Source organism: Neobacillus mesonae (genome assembly GCF_023715155.1).
In the GTDB taxonomy this organism is placed as follows: domain Bacteria; phylum Bacillota; class Bacilli; order Bacillales; family Cytobacillaceae; genus Neobacillus; species Neobacillus mesonae_A.
The window spans coordinates 1-18,287 of the sequence record NZ_JAMBNQ010000033.1; the positions used below are offsets into that span (position 1 = coordinate 1).

Here is an 18,287-nt window from a genome sequence, read left to right on the forward strand (position 1 = left end):
TTGAAAACCATTTGACATCCCTTTCCGGATATGAAGTTTAAAATCCATGGAAGTTTCGCAAAAAAAATGAAAGGGTATAGGATGAAAGCACTTGCCAGTGATTTTACACAAAAACTAGGACTTGACTTGATGAAAGACAAAATGACCGGCAAACTAGGAAATCTGTCTTTCATAGGTGCGATGAAGGACAAAATGACCGGCAAACCAAGGAAACCAGTCTTTCATAGGTGTGATGAAAGACAAAATGACCGTCAAACTAAGAAACCTGTCCATCATAAGCAAGATGAAAGACAAAATCACAGGGCAACCAAGGAAATCGGTCTTTCATAGGGCAAATGACTAGTAAAATTTCAGGAAATCCAAAAAACTAATCATATTAAAAAAGGGGGCACATCACATTCATGATGGCCCCCTTAATTTCTACATCTTAAATCCGCCTCCCTTTGGAGGGATTCGATCGTTTTTTAAATTTTTATCATTGATTTTCGGTTCGATTCCGAGGATAAAGTTACGGATGTTTGAGCGGTGAAGGAAAATTAAAAGAACAGAAAATAATAAAAAAATTAGTTCAAAATCAAGCTTTGCTGAAAGGATATCGTAGGCAAGCATACTGAATCCAACAGAAATGGAACCTAGGAATACATATTTTGTGAGAAAAATAACGATAAAGAACGCAACATAAGCAATGATGAGGAGTGAAAGGTTGGCAACTAATAATGCCCCTGCAGTAGTAGCGATAGCTTTTCCGCCTCTAAAGCCAGCGAATACGGGAAAGCAATGACCAGCAACAGCGGCTAAACCAAAGTACAGTGGTTCTGCTTCAAGCTGAAAATAGAGCGGCAATGATCCAGCTAAGGAACCTTTACCTAGATCAACCAGCAGAACAAAGATAGCTGACTTTTTTCCGAGAACCCGGAGAGTGTTGGTCGCCCCAGGGTTTTTACTGCCATGTTCACGAATATCAACCCCAAATAGCCATTTGCCAACAATTAGGGCGGTAGGAATGCTTCCTATTAAATAGGCAACAAAAAGCAGAAGCCAGGACATACCCAATCATTCCCTTATTTAGTAAATTTATAGTGTGATTGTATCATGTACAATTGGCAGGATTTTGTTGGAATTTCACGAATTACAAAATAAAAAGAGGCACTAAGCATTACTCATGAAAAATTATGTTTGTGCCCAGCATGTAAAATGAAAAGGAAAGAACAAATTAAACTGGCACCCATGTCAAGGACAAATGAAAAAAGAGGACAAATGATTGTCCTCTCCATTCTATTACCCTTTCAAGAAACGGCTCAAGAAGGTCCGCAATCTTTCACTCTTCGGATTCTCAAAAATTTCCTTTGGTGTTCCTTCTTCTTCAATTTTTCCATCATGTAAAAAGATCACCCTGTCGGCGACGTCACGCGCAAAATCCATTTCATGGGTAACTAAAATCATAGCCATATCTGTTTCTTTTGCAAGGTCTTTGATTACCTGGAGGACTTCGCCTACCAGCTCTGGGTCAAGGGCGGAGGTGACCTCATCAAACAGCATAACCTTTGGCTGCATCACGACGGCTCTTGCAATAGCAACCCGCTGCTTTTGTCCGCCGGAAAGCTGGGAAGGATATGCATCCAGTTTGTCGCCAAGGCCGACTTTTTCAAGCATATCAACAGCACGCCTATGGGCTTCCTCTTTTGATAAGCCCAGGACATGAACTGGAGCCTCTGTTACATTTCGTAAGATGGTCATATGTGGGAAGAGATTGAAATGTTGGAACACCATGCCAATATTTTTTCGCATTTCACGTAAATGCTTTTCGTCAGCCGGCGCCAATTTACCGTTTACTTCTTTATACCATAAAGGCTTTCCTTCTACTTTAATCATACCGGAATCAGGTTGTTCCAATGTCATCAGCATGCGGATAATGGTGGTCTTTCCGGAACCGCTTGGACCGATTAGAGCAACTTTTTCACCAGGGGCAATATTTAAATCTACCCCTTTTAACACTTCTGCGTCTCCATATGTCTTTTTAATATTTTCATAGGATGCAATCGGCTTTTTGCTTTTCATTGGATATATATTGGAAGTAGTTAGTTTTCTTTCTGGTATACTCATCTTCTCATCCTTTCGTTTTATTGAATCTCTGATCTTACTCGAAGCTTCTTGTTTACCCGCTGTTTTTTCTTTGGAGTAAATGCCAGCTTTGCCCGCTTCTCCAGTTTATTAATAAGGAGTGCGGAAGGATAGCTTAGCAGTAAGAATAATAATCCGACAATGGTAATTGGTTCTAAATATTTAAAGCTTTCAGACCCAATGAGCTGGGCTTTTTGCAGGAATTCCCCGACACCAATGGCCATTAAAATAGGTGTTTCTTTAAATAATACGAGTAAATAGTTTCCCAGCATTGGAATCACAGGTGGAATGGCCTGTGGTAAAATAACTCGGAACCAAGTCTGCCTTTTTGAAAAGTTCATTGCTTTTGCGGCTTCCCATTGGCCTTTTGGAATGGCCTCAATTCCTGAACGATATACTTCGGAAATATAGGTGCTGTAGTGGATTCCTAATGTTAGGATTCCGGCTGCATACTTATTAATGGAAATCCCAATGGCAGGGAGTGCAAAATAGACAAAGAATAATTGAACGAGCGGGGGAGTACTCCGCACAAATTCAATAAAGGCAGTTATTAGCCATGATAACGGTTTAAAGCTCGACCTTCTTGCAAACATTAAAACCAAACCCAAAATTAACGCGACAAAAAAGGCTCCGAATGTAATGGCAATAACAAGCCAAATGGCTCCAAAAATGTCAGGAAAAATATCAATGGCAAATTTCCAATCCCAAGTCATACGTTTGCCACCCCTTTCGCATAACGTTTTTCTAATTTCTTAGCAGTAAAAATCAAAGGCAGAGCAATAATGAAATAAACGATTAAAAGGGTCGTAAAAACAGGCATCGTATAACTGATGTTTGCATTTTGCAGGATTAATCCCTTGTAAGTTAAATCGGTCAAAGTAATCAAGGAAACTAGTGATGTTCCTTTTAACAACTCGATGGAAATATTTCCGAAGCCAGGAAGCATCATTCGAAAGGCTTGTGGGAGAATGACTAGTCTCATGCGTTGAAAATTAGTCATATTTAAGGCAATGGATGCCTCGGTCTGACCCTTTGGTATCGCTAAGATGGCACTGCGGACTACTTCAGATCCATAGGCGCCATAATTAAGTCCAAGGGCAACAACACTGGCAAGAAAAGCAGTAAATTGAATGCCAAAGGCTGGCAGGGCAAAGAAAACCCAAAACAGCTGCACCAGCAGGGAGGTACCTCTAAATAGTTCTACATAAACGGCTGACACTTTACGGATAAAAGTGAATTTCGAAACGCGGCCAAGCCCGGCAATTATCGCAATCACAAAGGCTAACGCTGCGGAGACAGCTAAAATCTCAATGGTGACGAGTGCCCCTGGCAGAAGTTTTGAAAAGATATCTAAATAAGCAGTGATGGTTTATCCCTCCATAATGATAGATGTTAAGATTACAAGAAAAGACACTCTAATTCGGAGTGCCTTTCATTTTCCAAGTGATTACTGGCAAAGTTCTTTGGCCGTAACATCACCAGGTATTTCTGATTCTGTAAAACCAAATTTACTGATAATGTCCAAAAGTTCTCCGGACTCTTTTAATTTTTTCAGTTCCTTATTATAAGCCTGCACGATTTCATCATCACCTAGTTTAAAAGCAGCCGCTCCATATCCGCGAATACTTTCACCATCGACAACAGGCTGGGTGAAGTCTTCAACAACCTCAATATTTTTTGCATTAGCTGTTTCAAGAGCAGAATTTAATGTCGGTCCTGTCATTGTGATTGCATCCACCCGTTTTGACTCCAGCGCGGTGATGTTAGACGGAATATCAGTAACAAATTCCATTTGGCTTTTCTTTACACCGGCAGCCTCTAAGTATTTGATTTCAATGGCTCCGTTCATGACGGATACCTTCATGTCAGGATTTTTGGCAATGTCTTTATAACTGTGGATATTTTTAGGATTCCCTTTTTGAACGGCAAGCCCTTCGCCGATTGTGTAATCAGGCTCGGCAAAATCAACTTGTTCACATCGTTCTGGTGTTATATACATTCCGGCAGTAATAACATCAAATTTCCCAGCTTTCAGCCCCGGTATAAGGGAGCTAAATTTCGTTAACTTTCCTTCCATTTCTTCAATACCCATTTTCTTAAAGATGGTACGGGCAACTTCAACAGCTTCTCCAGTCAGCTTTCCGTTTTCATCTTCGTACGCATATGGTTTTTCGCCGGCGAAGCCAACGACAATTTTCCCTTCCTTTTTAGCCTTTTCAAGGGTCGACATATCCTTATCCCCTGAAGTTGTAACTGAACATGCGGCAAGCAATATGACTGAAAGACAACATATCATAATTGTTTTTATTTTCCTCAAATCAATCCCCCTCAATATTCTGGTATAGTCTTTGATTGAAAAAATGGAAGAAAACTGGGTTAAAGGGTACATATTTTATTGTACTGGATAGGAAATATTCAGACAAATGGGAAATCAATGGATTAATTGGGGTGAGCCATTCTCTCACTATCTCTCGTATAAAGAGCGCTTACAGTCTTAAAAATCCTTCCTGATACTCCAAAATGCTCTAGAATACTCTGTATATTTCGTCAATTTTACCCAAAATTAAAGATGATTCAAAAGACTTAGAGAAGACCTTAGAAACGGCGAAAAACCAATGGTTTTTAGGGGATTATGAGAAATTTAAACGGTAATTCGATAAAAGTTTGAAAAAAATTTTATAAAAAGTGTAGGGTTCTTATAAACTCATTTCGTCTATTAAGGTGACAGATAAAGTGAAAGGGGGGAGAGAACCATAACTGACAATGTGTTAATTGAAAAAGTGCTGGAAGGTAATGACCATGCTTTCCGTCTTTTGGTCGAGAAGTATCGGAATGATGTGTTTCGGATCGCTTTTGCTGTACTTCGGGACCAAAAAGAAGCAGAAGATGCGGCACAAGAAGTGTTTATAAAAATTTATACCTCTCTCTCCCAATATGAAAACCAAGGATTTAAAACATGGATGACAAGGATTGCAGTGAATCATGCCATTGATATCCAGCGAAAAAAGACTGGAAGAAAAATAGAAATAGTCGAGGAATTAGAAGATCAAGCCCTTGGATCCCCGCCAGATAGTGTTGAAAAGAAGATTATCGAAAATGACCGGCGCAGGCTTGTCAGAAAAAGACTAGGTGAGCTGCCGGACAATTACCGCGAAGTCATTTTCGGATTTTATATAGAAGAAAAAAGTTATCAGCAATTGGCAGAAGAACAAAATGTTCATGTAAAAACAATCGAAACAAAGCTCTACCGGGCACGTAATTGGATGAAGAAGAACTGGAAGGAGGACGATTTTTCATGACGCATTACGCTTACGCTGAATGGCAGAAATATGTAAGAAACGAACTTGGCAGCACTAAACGTGAAGAACTTGAAACCCATTTATACACGTGTGACCAATGTTTGGGATATTATTTGCAAGCCATAGCAGAAAATGAATCATCGCTTCCGGCACTTTCAAATGAAAGCAGCTTCACTGACCTCGTGATGGCAGCTGTTACGAAGCAACCTGAGGTGTCTGACACGCAAAACAACGCAGGTAATTTGGAAATAGTGCCTGATACTAAAATACAGAAAAAGCCATTTTATCAGCGAGTTTCCTTCCATTATTTGCTTGCAGTGGCTGCAACGTTGTTCTTAATGTTTACTGGTGCGTTTCATACTCTTACGAAATATGCGAACGTAATGGACACACACCGTGTGCAGGAGGGGAAGCCTTCGGTGACGGAAGGTGTTATGAATAAGACATTTGCATGGATGGATGCGTTAGAGAAAAAGGAGGCAATTAAGAAATGAAAAATTCAACGAAGGCATTAACACTATCGCTGTTTCCAGGATTGGGTCATATCTATTTTGGCGGCGTAGTACGCGGTGTGCTTTACTCACTGGCCGTGGTTGGCCTGGCGTTTGTCACAGTCATCAGTATACTGACAAATAATGAGGAATTCAGTATTTTTACTTTCATGGCGGGTATTTTCATTTATTTGGTCAGTTTCATCGATATGGGTGTCCAGATCTCAAAACATAAGAAAGCACTTGCGGCTGTGGACTCAGATGACCAGCAGTCCAAGGCTGCACAGGATTCGGAACGGTTTTATACCATTGTCCTTTCCTTTATTCCAGGCCTTGGGCATTTTCAGCTTGGGCTTATGAACCGCGGTCTTACACTGCTGGCAACCTTCTTAGGACTTGGTGCTATGGTTATCTTTGTTGCAGTACTTTCCAATCGCGGTGAGTTCCTCGTATTCCTTGCTGGTCTGCCAATTATCTGGGTGTACGGCTTTTTCGATGCCGTTCAGCAGGTGAATAAGAAACAGCGCGGAGAGGAACTTGTGGATAAAACGATTTATGAAGACTTCGATACACGCCGTGAAGACGGTAAAAAAAGCAAAGCGATAGCGACATTCCTTTCTATTTTTCCAGGTGCAGGGCATTTGTATTTAGGACTGCAGCGCCGCGGTATTCAGTTGATGGCGGCATTCTTGCTATCAGTATATATCTTAGATGTGCTAAGGCTGGGTATCTTCCTTTTTCTCATCCCGATTATATGGTTTTACAGCTTCTTTGATGGATTGCAAAAGGTATCCAGATATGGTGAGGATGAGATGGAGGATATTCCGATTATTAACTATTTCTTGAACCATCAAAAGTGGGTTGGAATCGGGCTGATTTTAATGGGCCTTTACTATTTAGCAATGAATGTCCTCTTGCCTGCATTCCGTCCAATGTTAACAAGAATATTTAATGATCAAATGATGTTTTGGATTCAGGATTACATCCAAACCGGCGTTGTTTGTCTGCTGTTAATAGGCAGCGGAATTAAGCTTTTATCAGGCAGTAAACATAAAAGGGAGGAGAAGAAATCATGAGAAAGTGGAGAGGTGGCTTGCAGGTATGCTTGTGATTGCAGCTGGAGCCGCCTTTCTTTATAAGAAAAGGGAAGCGGGTATAAATGCATGAGGACATGGAGGGTTGGTACGTTTTCAGGTGGGGCCTTGCTTGTTATGCTTGGCCTTTTTCTTTTCCTATCAAGGTTTTTGGAAATGAATTTGTTTCAAGTGATGACAGCATGGTGGCCGATTATCTAGATTGTTCTTGGAATTGAAATTTTGCTTTATTTATTTCTTGGGAGGCAGGAAAAGCTGGTTCTAAGATATGACTTTTTAAGCATCTTTTTCACAGCAATGATTGGAACACTGGCAATAGCCTTTGCTGTTCTGAATTCAACTGGTTTACTGGGAAAAGTGGAGGAGGTCGCTGCACGGGAAGAGCGTTCATTTGATCTGCCTGTTTTCTCTTATGATATGGATACCCGCATTAAACGAGTGGTAGTAAGAAACGCAGGCTATGATGCAACGATTGAATCAACCAGTACTGATGAGATTTCCGTATTTGGGACCTACAGGGTTCAAACGAAAAAAAGGGAAAAGCAGCTTATGAACGTAGATGATTATCTTATGGCAAATCAAATAGGAGACACCCTTTATATTGATTTGAAGATGCTGCCGAATGATGCAGGCCCATTCCATACACAAGGAGCCGCCGCTGTGACAATTCTTATTCCAAACGATGTAGAACTTGAGGCAGCGGGAGAAAATGACTCACTCACTTTGAAGCCGCGATCACTTAAAAATAATTGGTCGGTTGAAATGGCCTCAGCTGTAACGGTTCATTCTTCAGAAAGCAAGAATTTAAAGATTGATGCGAAAGGTGTCGAGGAACTGTCAGGGAGAGAATGGCAGGTTATAAAAAAGGAGAAAGAACAGAATCAGAATCCATCTGGCGAAAAGGATGCTCTATATCAAATTGGGACAGGTCAATACCATATTAATATAGTCAGTTGCTATCAAGTTAGCCTCTTAACAGGAGAATAATAACGCTTTTTTTGCAAAAAACGTAAAAAAGGTTATGATAGTAAATGGACTTTAACTGACGAATTATTTGAAACTGCAATTGTTAATTGGTAAAATATTGAATTGACTGAAAGACGTGTTGATTTTTAAAATAGGTGGATGAACTTATGAAAAGAGCAAGACTGATATACAATCCAACTTCAGGACGTGAATTGATTAAACGCCATTTGCCAGAAATCCTGGAGAAGCTTGAGATTGCCGGTTATGAGGCATCCTGCCATGCAACGACCGGTGCAGGCGATGCTACGAAAGCGGCGAGAATTGCTGTAGAGCGCCAATATGATGTTGTCATTGCTGCGGGCGGTGATGGAACGATTAATGAAGTAGTAAACGGCCTTGCTGAGCAAGAGTACCGTCCAAGGTTAGGAATTATCCCATCTGGTACGACTAATGATTTTGCCAGAGCCCTGCATATTCCGAGGGATGTGGCTTCAGCTGTAGACATCATCACCAAAGGGGAGTTAATTCCTGTTGACATTGGCCGTATTAATGATAAATATTTTATTAATATTGCCGGCGGCGGAAGGATTACAGAACTTACATATGAAGTACCAAGCCGGTTAAAGACTATGCTTGGCCAGCTTGCATATTATTTAAAGGGAATGGAGATGCTGCCTTCCATTAAAGCATCTGATTTGCGGATTGAATATGATGGAAAGCTTTTTGACGGAGAAGCCATGATGTTTCTTGTCGGACTGACGAATTCAATCGGCGGTTTTGAACGGCTCGCACCGGATTCTTCCATTAATGATGGATTGTTTTCTTTGCTGATATTAAAAAAAGTAAATCTGGCTGAATTTGTCCGCATCGCCACTTTAGCTATCCGCGGTGAGCATGTGAATGACCCTAGTGTCATTTATACACAGGCAAACCACATTAAAGTGCAATCCAATTCAAAGGTTCAATTAAACTTGGACGGCGAATTTGGCGGATTGCTGCCGGCGGAATTTTCCAACCTTTATCGTCATTTAGAGGTGTTCGTACCACTGTCCAACATTCGGGATAATGACCGTCCAACTGATTGGGTTCCTGGAAAAAGATATAGTTAATTAAAAAGGTTCGCTCCTAAGGCGGGCTTTTTTTATAACAAGGATTTGATTGAAAATTCCTTCAAATTATATGTATAATAAATGACAAGAGTAAAGACAGTTGAAAAGGGGCATAGGAATGAGGGCGTTTATTAATGTTGATTACACATATGATTTTGTTGCAGATGCGGGCGCATTAACCTGCGGGAAGCCTGGACAGCAAATTGAAGGGAAAATCACGGCTCTGACAAAGGAGTTTATCGAAAACGGTGATTATGTGGTCTTCGCCATTGACGTTCATGATAAAGGGGATGAATTCCATCCAGAGACAAAACTATTCCCGCCGCATAATCTGCGAGGAACAGACGGAAGGCTTTTATATGGGGCGCTTCAGAATGTTTATGAGGAAAACAAACACCGCGCCAATGTCGTTTTTATGGATAAAACAAGATATTCTGCATTTGCTGGAACAGATCTTGAAATGAAACTGCGTGAACGGGGAATTACTGAGGTTCACATAGCTGGCGTTTGCACTGATATCTGTGTCCTTCATACGGCTGTTGATGCATATAACAAAGGATTTAAAATGGTTGTTTATAAAGATGCTGTCGCTTCCTTTAATCAGGCAGGACACGATTGGGCACTGGGGCATTTTGAAAAAACACTTGGAGCTGTGGTTAAATAGAATTATCCCGCTTACTGGGCAGTAATACTTCCATCTCAAGATGAGTAGTAAATCAAGCAGCTTGGCGAAAGATCAACTTTATCTGTAAAGTTCCTATCGTGGAAAAACAGCGAAACTAGCCGCTGCTTAAACAAAGGTTTAATTAAGCCAATCGGGTTTGCACTGACTCTTTATCTGTGTGATAGCACTAAGTAAACTGTACTAAACATCAGCGGGGGATGAAGAAAACCCCGCTGATGGAAGTTTCACTTTATTAATGATATGATTGTAAAAATAGTAAAAAGCCGTAATAGCAGTTGGAGGACACATTATGAAGCACATTTACCACGATGATAGTTTCGCTCTACATACAGATCTGTATCAAATTAATATGGCAGAGACGTATTGGAGGGATGGCATACATAATAAACGTGCAGTCTTTGACCTTTACTTTCGAAAACTACCGTTTGGAAATGGGTATGCTGTGTTTGCAGGTCTTGAAAAGGTTATTCAGTTTATTCAAGATTTCCGGTTTAGCGAGCAAGATTTGGAATACTTGAAAAATGAAATTGGGTATAAGGAAGACTTTTTGGATTATCTTAAAGATTTAAGGTTCACAGGCACAATCCGGGCCATGAGAGAGGGAGAACTTGTGTTTGGCAATGAACCGCTTTTGCGGGTTGACGCCCCGTTAGCAGAAGCTCAGTTAATTGAAACTGCTTTGCTTAACATTGTGAATTATCAAACATTAATTGCCACAAAAGCATCCCGCATCAAGCAGGTGGTGGGAGATGAACCAGCTGCAGAATTTGGGACAAGACGTGCACAGGAAATGGATGCAGCTATTTGGGGCACACGGGCAGCGTATCTTGGCGGATTTGATTCAACAAGTAATGTTAGAGCTGGAAAACTGTTTGGCATTCCTGTCTCCGGGACTCATGCCCATTCGATGGTTCAGGCCTATAAGGATGAATATACGGCTTTTCGTAAATATGCAGAATCCCATAAAGACTGTGTATTCTTAGTCGATACATATGATACCCTTCGTCTTGGTGTGCCGAACGCCATTAAGGTGGCGAAAGAATTAGGCGATAAAATTAACTTTATCGGCATCCGTTTGGACAGCGGCGACCTTGCCTATCTTTCAAAAGAAGCACGTAAAATGCTCGATGAAGCTGGTTTTAAGGATGCACAGATTTTTGCATCAAGCGATTTAGATGAGTATACAATCGTTAACTTAAAAGCACAGGGAGCCAAGATTAACAGCTGGGGAATTGGAACAAAACTGATCACAGCCTATGACCAGGCAGCCTTAGGTGCGGTATATAAAATTGTTGCTATTGAAAATGCAGAGGGAAAAATGGAGGATACCATCAAGATTTCCTCTAATCCAGGTAAAGTGACCACTCCGGGATTAAAAAGAATTTATCGGATTATCAATAATCAGAATAATCATGCCGAGGGTGATTATATCACGATGGAAGAGGAAAAGCTTCCTGAAAAACAGTTAAAAATGTTCCATCCGACCCATACTTATATTAACAAAGTGGTGACGGATTTCACGGCAAAGGAACTCCATCATGATATTTTTGTGAATGGGGAGATGGTTTACGAAATACCATGTTTGGAAGAATCACGAGATTATTTAAAGCAAAATCTTGCTGACCTTTGGGAAGAATACAAACGGATCCTGAACCCGGAGGATTACCCAGTCGACTTAAGTAAAACATGCTGGGATAATAAAATGAAAAATATTAAAGAAGTCAAAGAGAAAGTTGCTGCTATGAAAAAGGAAGACTATAAATAAGGTTCTTGATGAAAAGAATGTGTTTATTTGAAAGAGGTATATAGATTCTCAATAAAATCAAATTGTAGACAAAAGGCACTCGTATGAGCTAATCGGGTGCCTTTTTGTTATTTTCGGTCTTGTTTGTAAGGAAGTCAATGCTTACAGGAGGTTAGTCACAAATCCTTAATTAACTATCAGATTTTTCTGAGTAATGGTATGGTATAGTGGAAGGCGATTTGCATAGACCTCGAAACTTAATTAGCTGGGTGTACTATATATATTTGATTCTTATTCTATTGAAAGAGAGGAATTAATAATGAAACCGAAAGTAATTGTCTATAGGAAAGTGGATAAGAAGGTATTAGATTTTATTCAAGATACATGCGAGGCTATTTACTTTGAAAAATTAGATTCAGAAACCTATCCTGAATTCCTTCAAGAATTGAAGGATGCTCAAGGAATATTGGGTTCAGGGCTAAAAGTAGATAAAGATTTATTAAACCAAGCTCCTCATTTAAAGATAGTATCAAATACCTCTGTCGGCTACGATAATCTTGATATAGCAGTATTGACAGAACGGGGAATTATGGCTACGAATACACCGGAGGTATTGAATGACACGGTGGCAGACACTATTTTTGGTTTGCTCTTATCTACAGCTAGAAGAATGCCGGAATTGGATCATTGGGTTAAGAAAGGCCAGTGGGGGTCAATTCTGGGGGAAGAATGGTTTGGGGTAGATGTCCACCATAAGGTATTGGGTATTATTGGTATGGGTGGGGTTGGAACTGCCATTGCCAAAAGAGCCCATTTGGGATTTGATATGCAAATTTTGTATCACAACCGATCTAAGAATGAAAAAGCAGAACAAGATTTTGGAGCAGTTTACTGTTCGCTGGATAAACTGCTAGAGCAATCTGATTTTGTATGTTTAATGACACCGTTAACACCTTTGACTGAAAAAATGATAGGAAAAAGAGAGTTTGAGTTAATGAAAGAGACGGCCATTTTTGTAAATGGTTCAAGAGGGAAAACCGTGGATGAGGAAGCCTTAATCCATGCTCTAAAAACTGGTCAGATTCTTGCTGCGGGACTAGATGTCTTTTCTCAAGAGCCGGTCCAGCCGGATAACCCATTGCTTTCTATGAAAAATGTGGTGACTTTGCCGCATATCGGCTCTGCTACCTACGAAACTCGTTTAAAAATGGCGATGTTAGGAGCGGTTAATTTGGTTACAGGATTACAGGGGAAAACTCCACCTAACTTAATTAATAGTAAAGCAGGGGCAAAGTAGATTGGCATCACCCCAAAATTTGCGCAAAGTTTAAAGGCAAAGAAACCATTAGTAAAATTCCAGAAGATACTAGCTTTGGGCGTGTGTTTTTTAGGTTATCGTGTCCATAAAAAAAGGAAGGCACAAAAGTCATATAGATAATAATTCTATTGACCAGCCTTCCTTTTTCAAAATGATTTTATTTATTTATCCTTTCATAACATAAATAGAAACAATAATAATGGCTACCGGAGCTATATAGCGAATTAAGAAAAACCATAGATGAAATAATCCTAATGAAAAACCACCGCCGGCCGACAATTCTTCATATAAAGCCGATTTTTTAATTTTTAATGGGACGAAGATCGCAATCAATAAGGAACCAATCGGCATCAGGACATTGCTGACTAAATAATCTGCTGAATCAAAGATGCTTCTACCGAAAATGGTAACATCACTTAAGACCCCATAAGACAAGGCGGAAGGGATTCCACAAATAAAAATCGCGATACCGGTAATCCATGACCATTTTGTCCGTTTCTTAGTATCTCCTTTGGAAATAACAGACACTATAATTTCAAGCATTGAAAAAGCAGAAGTCAATGCGGCAAATAAAAAGAGCACCAAAAAAGCAACAAAGAAAATCATGCCAAAGGCCATTTTATTAAATACATTTGGCAGCACATTAAATAATAGTACCGGTCCGGCATCAGGCTTTAATCCGAATGAGAAAACGGCTGGAAAAATGGCAAGGCCGGAGAGAATAATAATAAAAATATTCATTCCAACGATCGACAGTGCCGAGCGGAACAGGTTTTCTGCTTTTGACAAATATGAGCTGTAGGTGACCATAACGGAGACCCCGACACTCAACGCAAAAAAGGACTGCCCCAATGCAAAAAGAATGGTTTCCGCAGTGACTTTGTGAAAATCGGGCTGAAATAAAAATGTGACACCTTTCATCGCTCCATCTAATGAAAGAGACCGAATTATAAGGGCAATAAACAGGATGAAGAGAATCGGCATCATAATTTGGCTTGCTTTTTCAATCCCTTTTTGAATTCCTTTTGCCACAACGATGATAGTAAGAAAAATAAAGATTAACTGAACCACAATACTAATGGCAGGATTTGCAATCGTCTCACCAAATAATTGCTGAAACTCGGCTTGATTCAATCCGCTCAATTGCCCGGTAACAGCTTTCCAGATGTAGATAATGATCCAGCCGCCAATCACGCTGTAAAATGAAAGCAGTATAAAGCAAGTGATCATTCCCAAATATCCAATCCAATGCCATTTTGAGTCTGGCGCTAATGCTTTATATGCTTGAACGGCATCCTTCTGTGTTCTTCTTCCAATCACAAATTCGGCCATCAAAAGCGGTAACCCAAGTATTAAGGTAAACAGAATAAAGATAAAAAAGAAGGCTCCGCCTCCGCTCACTCCTGCGATATAGGGAAATTTCCATATTGCACCAAGTCCGATTGCAGACCCTCCTGCAGCTAAAATAAATCCAATCTTTGATGACCACTGTTCCTGATTTTTCAATGATTTATTCCTTTCTAATAATATTTCTGAATAATAAAAGCCTCCCTGTATTGTATGGAAGGCTTATTTTAACAGCATTCAATCTCATTAGATAAAATCTGAATATAATAGTAGAATAACTTAAAATGTTCATATTGTCTAACTTTTCTATACAACAAAAAAGCAGGAACCACTTTTCGTTCCTGCTTTTGAATTCTTATTTTTGTCTAAAGTAATCCATGAAGGCGTGGAAGATTTCAATTCCTTGAAAGGTAAGCATGCTTACAGCTGATAAGGAAAAAAATCCAATTATTAAGTAACGAATCCACATATTTTCGTCCTCCCTTGTTATGTTTTACTTTTATAACTTAGGAGTATGGATTAAGTAATTCGATTGATGAAAGATTGGGATTAGAAAGGAGGTATCACGTTTAAAGTTTGTAGAAATGGCAGTTACTGTGATTCGGATTGTGGATAAGATGAAAAAGATTACAAAGAAGTTCGGCAGATTGATGGGTTTCTTTTCATCATCCCATTGCGCCTTTACCTTCCAATCATTAAAAAAGATGGAAGTCTTGCTGTCCGGATCCTGGTTTGGTGGTGCCTTAGGTATATGGTAAATACTGAAGGCAAGAAACGTCAGGAGCAAACTGATAGCTAAGGTTTTAGGTATCCTCATCATTATCCACTCCTTTCTATAGGGTTTAGTAATAATCTTATACAATTTTATTATATTTGAAAACAAAAATATTCTGACAAATTTCTCGCCTATTTTGAGCGGAATTTTGTTATTTGGCAGCCGTCTTCGCAATCTGAAGGCCTTTGTGTTACAATTTTGCTAGTCAGCGGATTGGTTTGAAAGGGTCTATTTTACAAATTTAGCGGTTATCCGACGGCGGAGGATTGCCTGCAATATGAGGTATTATTTTGAATTCTGCACGCATTAAGAGAGAAGGCGCTAATTTAGGGTGGTTTCATCCGCTAATTAGAGTAAGCTTTGCGCTAATTGAGGGTAGTTATCCGACAAAATAAAGGGCAAGCGTTAATAGAAGGGTGTTATCCGCTAATTAGAGTAAGCTATGCGTTAATTGAGGGTAGTAATCCGACAAAATAAAGGGCAAGCGCTAATAGAAGGGTGTTATCCGCTAATTAGAGTAAGCTATTCGCTAATTGAAGTAAACTATCCGCCATTTAAAAACCGCACAGCTGCGAAATCCATGCAAACATAATGTGAAAAGGAAGAAATAAATGAGCAGAACATTGCCGATTAATAAAAATGATTATATAGATGTAGTATTTGAAGATTTAACCCATGACGGGGCAGGGGTGGCAAAGGTTGACGGCTATCCTTTATTTGTTGCGAACGGCCTGCCGGGTGAAAAAGCAAAGGTCAAAGTCATTAAAACAGGAAAAAGCTATGGTGTCGGACGGTTAATTGAACTGTATGAAAAAAGCCCATACCGGGTTGATATTCCTGTAAGTGAAAAGCATAAATATGGCGGCTGCCAGCTGGAGCATATCAGTTATGAAGGTCAACTAAAGTATAAAGAAAACCAGGTGCGGCAGGTGCTAAACCGTATTGGCAAGCTGGAGAATGTGACTATACACCCAATTTTAGGAATGGAAAACCCGTTATATTACCGCAACAAGGCCCAGGTTCCTGTTGGTGAGCAAGACGGAAAGCTTATTGCCGGCTTTTTTAAACCTAGAAGTCATGAAATCGTTGATACGGATGAAAGCCTAATCCAGCTTCCAGAAGTGAATGAGGCTGTTCAAACGGTAAAAGAGATTTGCAGTAAACTTGGGATTCCCGCATATCAAGAGGAAACTCATAGCGGGGTCGTGCGCCATATTATGGCCCGGTATGGAAAGCAGACAAGTGAACTCATGGTGGTGATCATCACCAGGACAAAGGATATCCCGCAAAAGAATAAGCTGGTAGAGGAAATCACAGTTCGGCTTCCAAAGGTTAAATCAATCGTTCATAATATAAATTCCAAACGGACGAATGTGATCCTTGGTAAAAAAACAACGGTCCTATGGGGCAGTGAAGTGATCTATGACTATATTGGAAATGTGAAATTTGCGATTTCGGCCTTGTCTTTTTACCAGGTTAATCCTGTCCAAACGAAGGTACTTTATGACAAGGCACTGGAATATGCAGACTTAAAAGGCGAGGAAAGTGTAATTGATGCGTATTGCGGTATTGGAACGATAACTTTGTTTTTAGCGCAAAAAGCAAAGAATGTTTTCGGTGTGGAAGTTGTGCCGGATGCGATTGAAGATGCACGAAGGAATGCCGAGCTTAATGAAATGGAAAATGTAGAGTTTGCTGACGGGGAAGCGGAGGTCGTCATACCGAAGTGGTATCAGGAAGGAAATGCCGCCGATGTTTTGGTTGTAGACCCGCCGCGTAAAGGCTGTGACGAAGCACTGCTGAAGACAATCATTGATATGAAACCGAAAAAGGTTGTGTATGTATCCTGTAATCCGGCAACATTGGCACGCGATTTAAGAATATTGGAAGATGGCGGCTACAAAACACTAGAGGTCCAGCCGGTGGATATGTTTCCGATGACAACACATGTGGAAGCGGTAGCGAAGATTATTTTAAATTTGTAACCCAATAATAGACTCCTCGAATCAAAAAAACATTTTCGATTCCAGCTGTAAAACAATAATAAACTCTTCCGAACAATAATAAACACTTCCGATTCAGACTCGATTTTCGTGAAAATAAACATTTCCGATTTCCTGTTCTGATTCAATATCATCCCGGTTTTTCCTCATTAGGAACCCGGGCTTTTTTCTGTTATAATTCAATAGGAAATCAATAATAACTCAATAGTTTTATCCTAGCTTAATCATGCTTGAACCCTTACCAATTCAGGCTTTTTTCAATATTTCACTCAAGTATTTATTCAATAAGAGACCGAAGGTCTAATTCCTTCTTTTCTCAATGTTTTTCTTTATTCCCTTATTCTTCTCTCCGTTTATCCTTCTTCCAAAATCGGAGATTTCTATTTTAACTAATGAAAAAAGGTGAAAAAATAGTTGGAAAAAGCGGGAAAAATGGTCATTTTTGAATCGAAAAAGTTCCAAAATAGGGGTTCAGTCGGAAATTTTTATTTTAACTCGAACGGAAGAATACGGGTTTGAGGTGGGGGATTTGAGAAGGGTTTAATTTTGTTATACATAGGAGGAAAGAAGAATTTAGTTTGGTTTGTAATATTTCATCTATAATATGGAAAATAGAGAAAAGAGTGCAGTAGAGCATTACGTACTCAATCTTAACTCAGTTTTATAGATTCAAGTAATAAAAAGGAGAATGTTCTCCTTTAGGTCTTTTATTTCCTTTCGTATTCAATGTCACCGATAATCTATTTTTCTTCTGCTAAAGTTTTCAAATCCTTAAACTTTTTCAGAGTCAAAAGCTCTGTATTGTGAGACTTTAATATCTCATGTAAGGCTTCCTTTGGCGAAACAACCCTCCCATAATCTTTTTCTCCTTGCCATTGTGTACCGTAAATAAGTACATACCTGCCATCTTTTAGCTTAGTGATACCCAAATGCCTTCCTACTCCACCATTTGTCCAATTGTGACCATCCCAATAATCAAGGATTTCATTGTATTTAACCCTTGTTACTACTTTGGAATGGAATTCGTCTTCGAACACATTGATTCGATATAAAGTTGTCATATTCACAACATTCCTTTCATTTTTTATTCATTATCATCATATCGTGTTGAGATTTATATCAATACTAAAAAAAGTTCGAGCTGGTTCTAGCTCAAAGAGTTTGACTGTAAATTTGATATTATTTGCTTGGTATGGGGAGCCTGTTCCTTATCCGAAGGTTTTTCCGGTATTTTTCCCGGCAGACCTTCGGTTTTTTTGTGTAAAATTCGTTGGGGTTCCAATTGTAGTCCAATCCCATTTTCAATCAAAATTCAATCCGAATCCAATCGTTTTT

At 39.6% G+C, this 18,287-nt stretch carries 18 protein-coding genes; 10 read left to right on the forward strand and 8 right to left on the reverse strand.

What is annotated here, in order from left to right; all coding sequences use genetic code 11:
* Window positions 1-81: 81 nt before the first annotated feature.
* On the forward strand, window positions 82-330 hold the full coding sequence (locus tag M3183_RS20400; protein WP_251472526.1) for a hypothetical protein: 249 nt from the start codon (window positions 82-84) through the stop codon (window positions 328-330).
* Between the two features lie 90 nt (window positions 331-420).
* On the opposite strand, the gene plsY is transcribed toward M3183_RS20400, so the two are convergent.
* From plsY to ehuB, 5 genes are all read right to left on the reverse strand, one after another.
* Window positions 421-1,047, reverse strand: coding sequence for a glycerol-3-phosphate 1-O-acyltransferase PlsY (gene plsY / locus M3183_RS20405; RefSeq protein WP_251472527.1), 627 nt, complete (start codon window positions 1,045-1,047; stop codon window positions 421-423).
* Between the two features lie 231 nt (window positions 1,048-1,278).
* Window positions 1,279-2,058 (reverse strand): ectoine/hydroxyectoine ABC transporter ATP-binding protein EhuA, encoded by a 780-nt coding sequence (gene ehuA / locus M3183_RS20410; RefSeq protein ID WP_251472591.1) that lies wholly within the window; start codon window positions 2,056-2,058, stop codon window positions 1,279-1,281.
* 62 nt (window positions 2,059-2,120) lie between these two features.
* Window positions 2,121-2,834 carry an ectoine/hydroxyectoine ABC transporter permease subunit EhuD gene (ehuD, locus tag M3183_RS20415; RefSeq protein ID WP_251472528.1) on the reverse strand — a complete coding sequence of 238 codons (714 nt, stop codon included), beginning with the start codon at window positions 2,832-2,834 and terminating at the stop codon, window positions 2,121-2,123.
* A complete protein-coding gene (gene ehuC / locus M3183_RS20420) occupies window positions 2,831-3,487 on the reverse strand; it encodes an ectoine/hydroxyectoine ABC transporter permease subunit EhuC (RefSeq protein ID WP_251472592.1) in 657 nt (218 codons plus the stop codon). Before ehuC ends, ehuD begins: the two co-directional genes overlap by 4 nt.
* Window positions 3,488-3,568: 81 nt before the next feature.
* The gene (gene ehuB, locus M3183_RS20425) at window positions 3,569-4,438 is read right to left on the reverse strand and encodes an ectoine/hydroxyectoine ABC transporter substrate-binding protein EhuB (RefSeq protein ID WP_251472529.1); all 870 of its coding nucleotides are present in this window, start codon (window positions 4,436-4,438) and stop codon (window positions 3,569-3,571) included.
* Window positions 4,439-4,886: 448 nt separating this feature from the next.
* Here ehuB and M3183_RS20430 point away from each other — a divergent pair, with 448 nt between their 5' ends.
* From M3183_RS20430 to M3183_RS20465, 8 genes are all read left to right on the forward strand, one after another.
* Complete coding sequence (locus M3183_RS20430; RefSeq protein ID WP_251472530.1) at window positions 4,887-5,420, forward strand: RNA polymerase sigma factor; 534 nt, start codon at window positions 4,887-4,889, stop codon at window positions 5,418-5,420.
* Entirely contained in the window at window positions 5,417-5,914 is a 498-nt protein-coding gene (locus M3183_RS20435; protein WP_251472531.1) for an anti-sigma factor, read from the forward strand. The genes M3183_RS20430 and M3183_RS20435 overlap by 4 nt, the downstream gene beginning before the upstream one ends.
* The gene (locus M3183_RS20440) at window positions 5,911-6,987 is read left to right on the forward strand and encodes a hypothetical protein (RefSeq protein WP_251472532.1); all 1,077 of its coding nucleotides are present in this window, start codon (window positions 5,911-5,913) and stop codon (window positions 6,985-6,987) included. Before M3183_RS20435 ends, M3183_RS20440 begins: the two co-directional genes overlap by 4 nt.
* 240 nt (window positions 6,988-7,227) lie before the next feature.
* Window positions 7,228-7,992, forward strand: a complete 765-nt coding sequence (locus M3183_RS20445) for a hypothetical protein (protein ID WP_251472533.1) — start codon at window positions 7,228-7,230, stop codon at window positions 7,990-7,992.
* 146 nt (window positions 7,993-8,138) lie between these two features.
* Complete coding sequence (locus M3183_RS20450; RefSeq protein ID WP_251472535.1) at window positions 8,139-9,080, forward strand: diacylglycerol kinase; 942 nt, start codon at window positions 8,139-8,141, stop codon at window positions 9,078-9,080.
* 118 nt (window positions 9,081-9,198) lie between these two features.
* On the forward strand, window positions 9,199-9,744 hold the full coding sequence (locus M3183_RS20455; protein ID WP_251472537.1) for a cysteine hydrolase family protein: 546 nt from the start codon (window positions 9,199-9,201) through the stop codon (window positions 9,742-9,744).
* Window positions 9,745-10,054: 310 nt separating this feature from the next.
* Window positions 10,055-11,530 carry a nicotinate phosphoribosyltransferase gene (locus M3183_RS20460; RefSeq protein WP_251472539.1) on the forward strand — a complete coding sequence of 492 codons (1,476 nt, stop codon included), beginning with the start codon at window positions 10,055-10,057 and terminating at the stop codon, window positions 11,528-11,530.
* 298 nt (window positions 11,531-11,828) lie between these two features.
* Window positions 11,829-12,806 carry a 2-hydroxyacid dehydrogenase gene (locus M3183_RS20465; RefSeq protein ID WP_251472540.1) on the forward strand — a complete coding sequence of 326 codons (978 nt, stop codon included), beginning with the start codon at window positions 11,829-11,831 and terminating at the stop codon, window positions 12,804-12,806.
* Window positions 12,807-12,992: 186 nt separating this feature from the next.
* Here the strand turns inward: M3183_RS20465 and M3183_RS20470 are convergent, their stop codons facing one another.
* Together M3183_RS20470 and M3183_RS20475 are read right to left on the reverse strand one after the other, a co-directional pair.
* Window positions 12,993-14,333 (reverse strand): sodium-dependent transporter, encoded by a 1,341-nt coding sequence (locus M3183_RS20470; protein WP_251472542.1) that lies wholly within the window; start codon window positions 14,331-14,333, stop codon window positions 12,993-12,995.
* A gap of 340 nt (window positions 14,334-14,673) precedes the next feature.
* Complete coding sequence (locus M3183_RS20475; RefSeq protein WP_251472544.1) at window positions 14,674-14,994, reverse strand: hypothetical protein; 321 nt, start codon at window positions 14,992-14,994, stop codon at window positions 14,674-14,676.
* Between the two features lie 566 nt (window positions 14,995-15,560).
* On the opposite strand from M3183_RS20475, the gene rlmD reads away from it, so the two are divergent.
* Window positions 15,561-16,934: a 23S rRNA (uracil(1939)-C(5))-methyltransferase RlmD gene (gene rlmD, locus M3183_RS20480; protein ID WP_251472546.1), complete on the forward strand. Its 1,374-nt coding sequence runs from the start codon at window positions 15,561-15,563 to the stop codon at window positions 16,932-16,934.
* A 758-nt stretch (window positions 16,935-17,692) separates the two neighbouring features.
* Here the strand turns inward: rlmD and M3183_RS20485 are convergent.
* Window positions 17,693-18,013, reverse strand: coding sequence for a hypothetical protein (locus M3183_RS20485; protein ID WP_251472547.1), 321 nt, complete (start codon window positions 18,011-18,013; stop codon window positions 17,693-17,695).
* Window positions 18,014-18,287 lie beyond the last annotated feature (274 nt).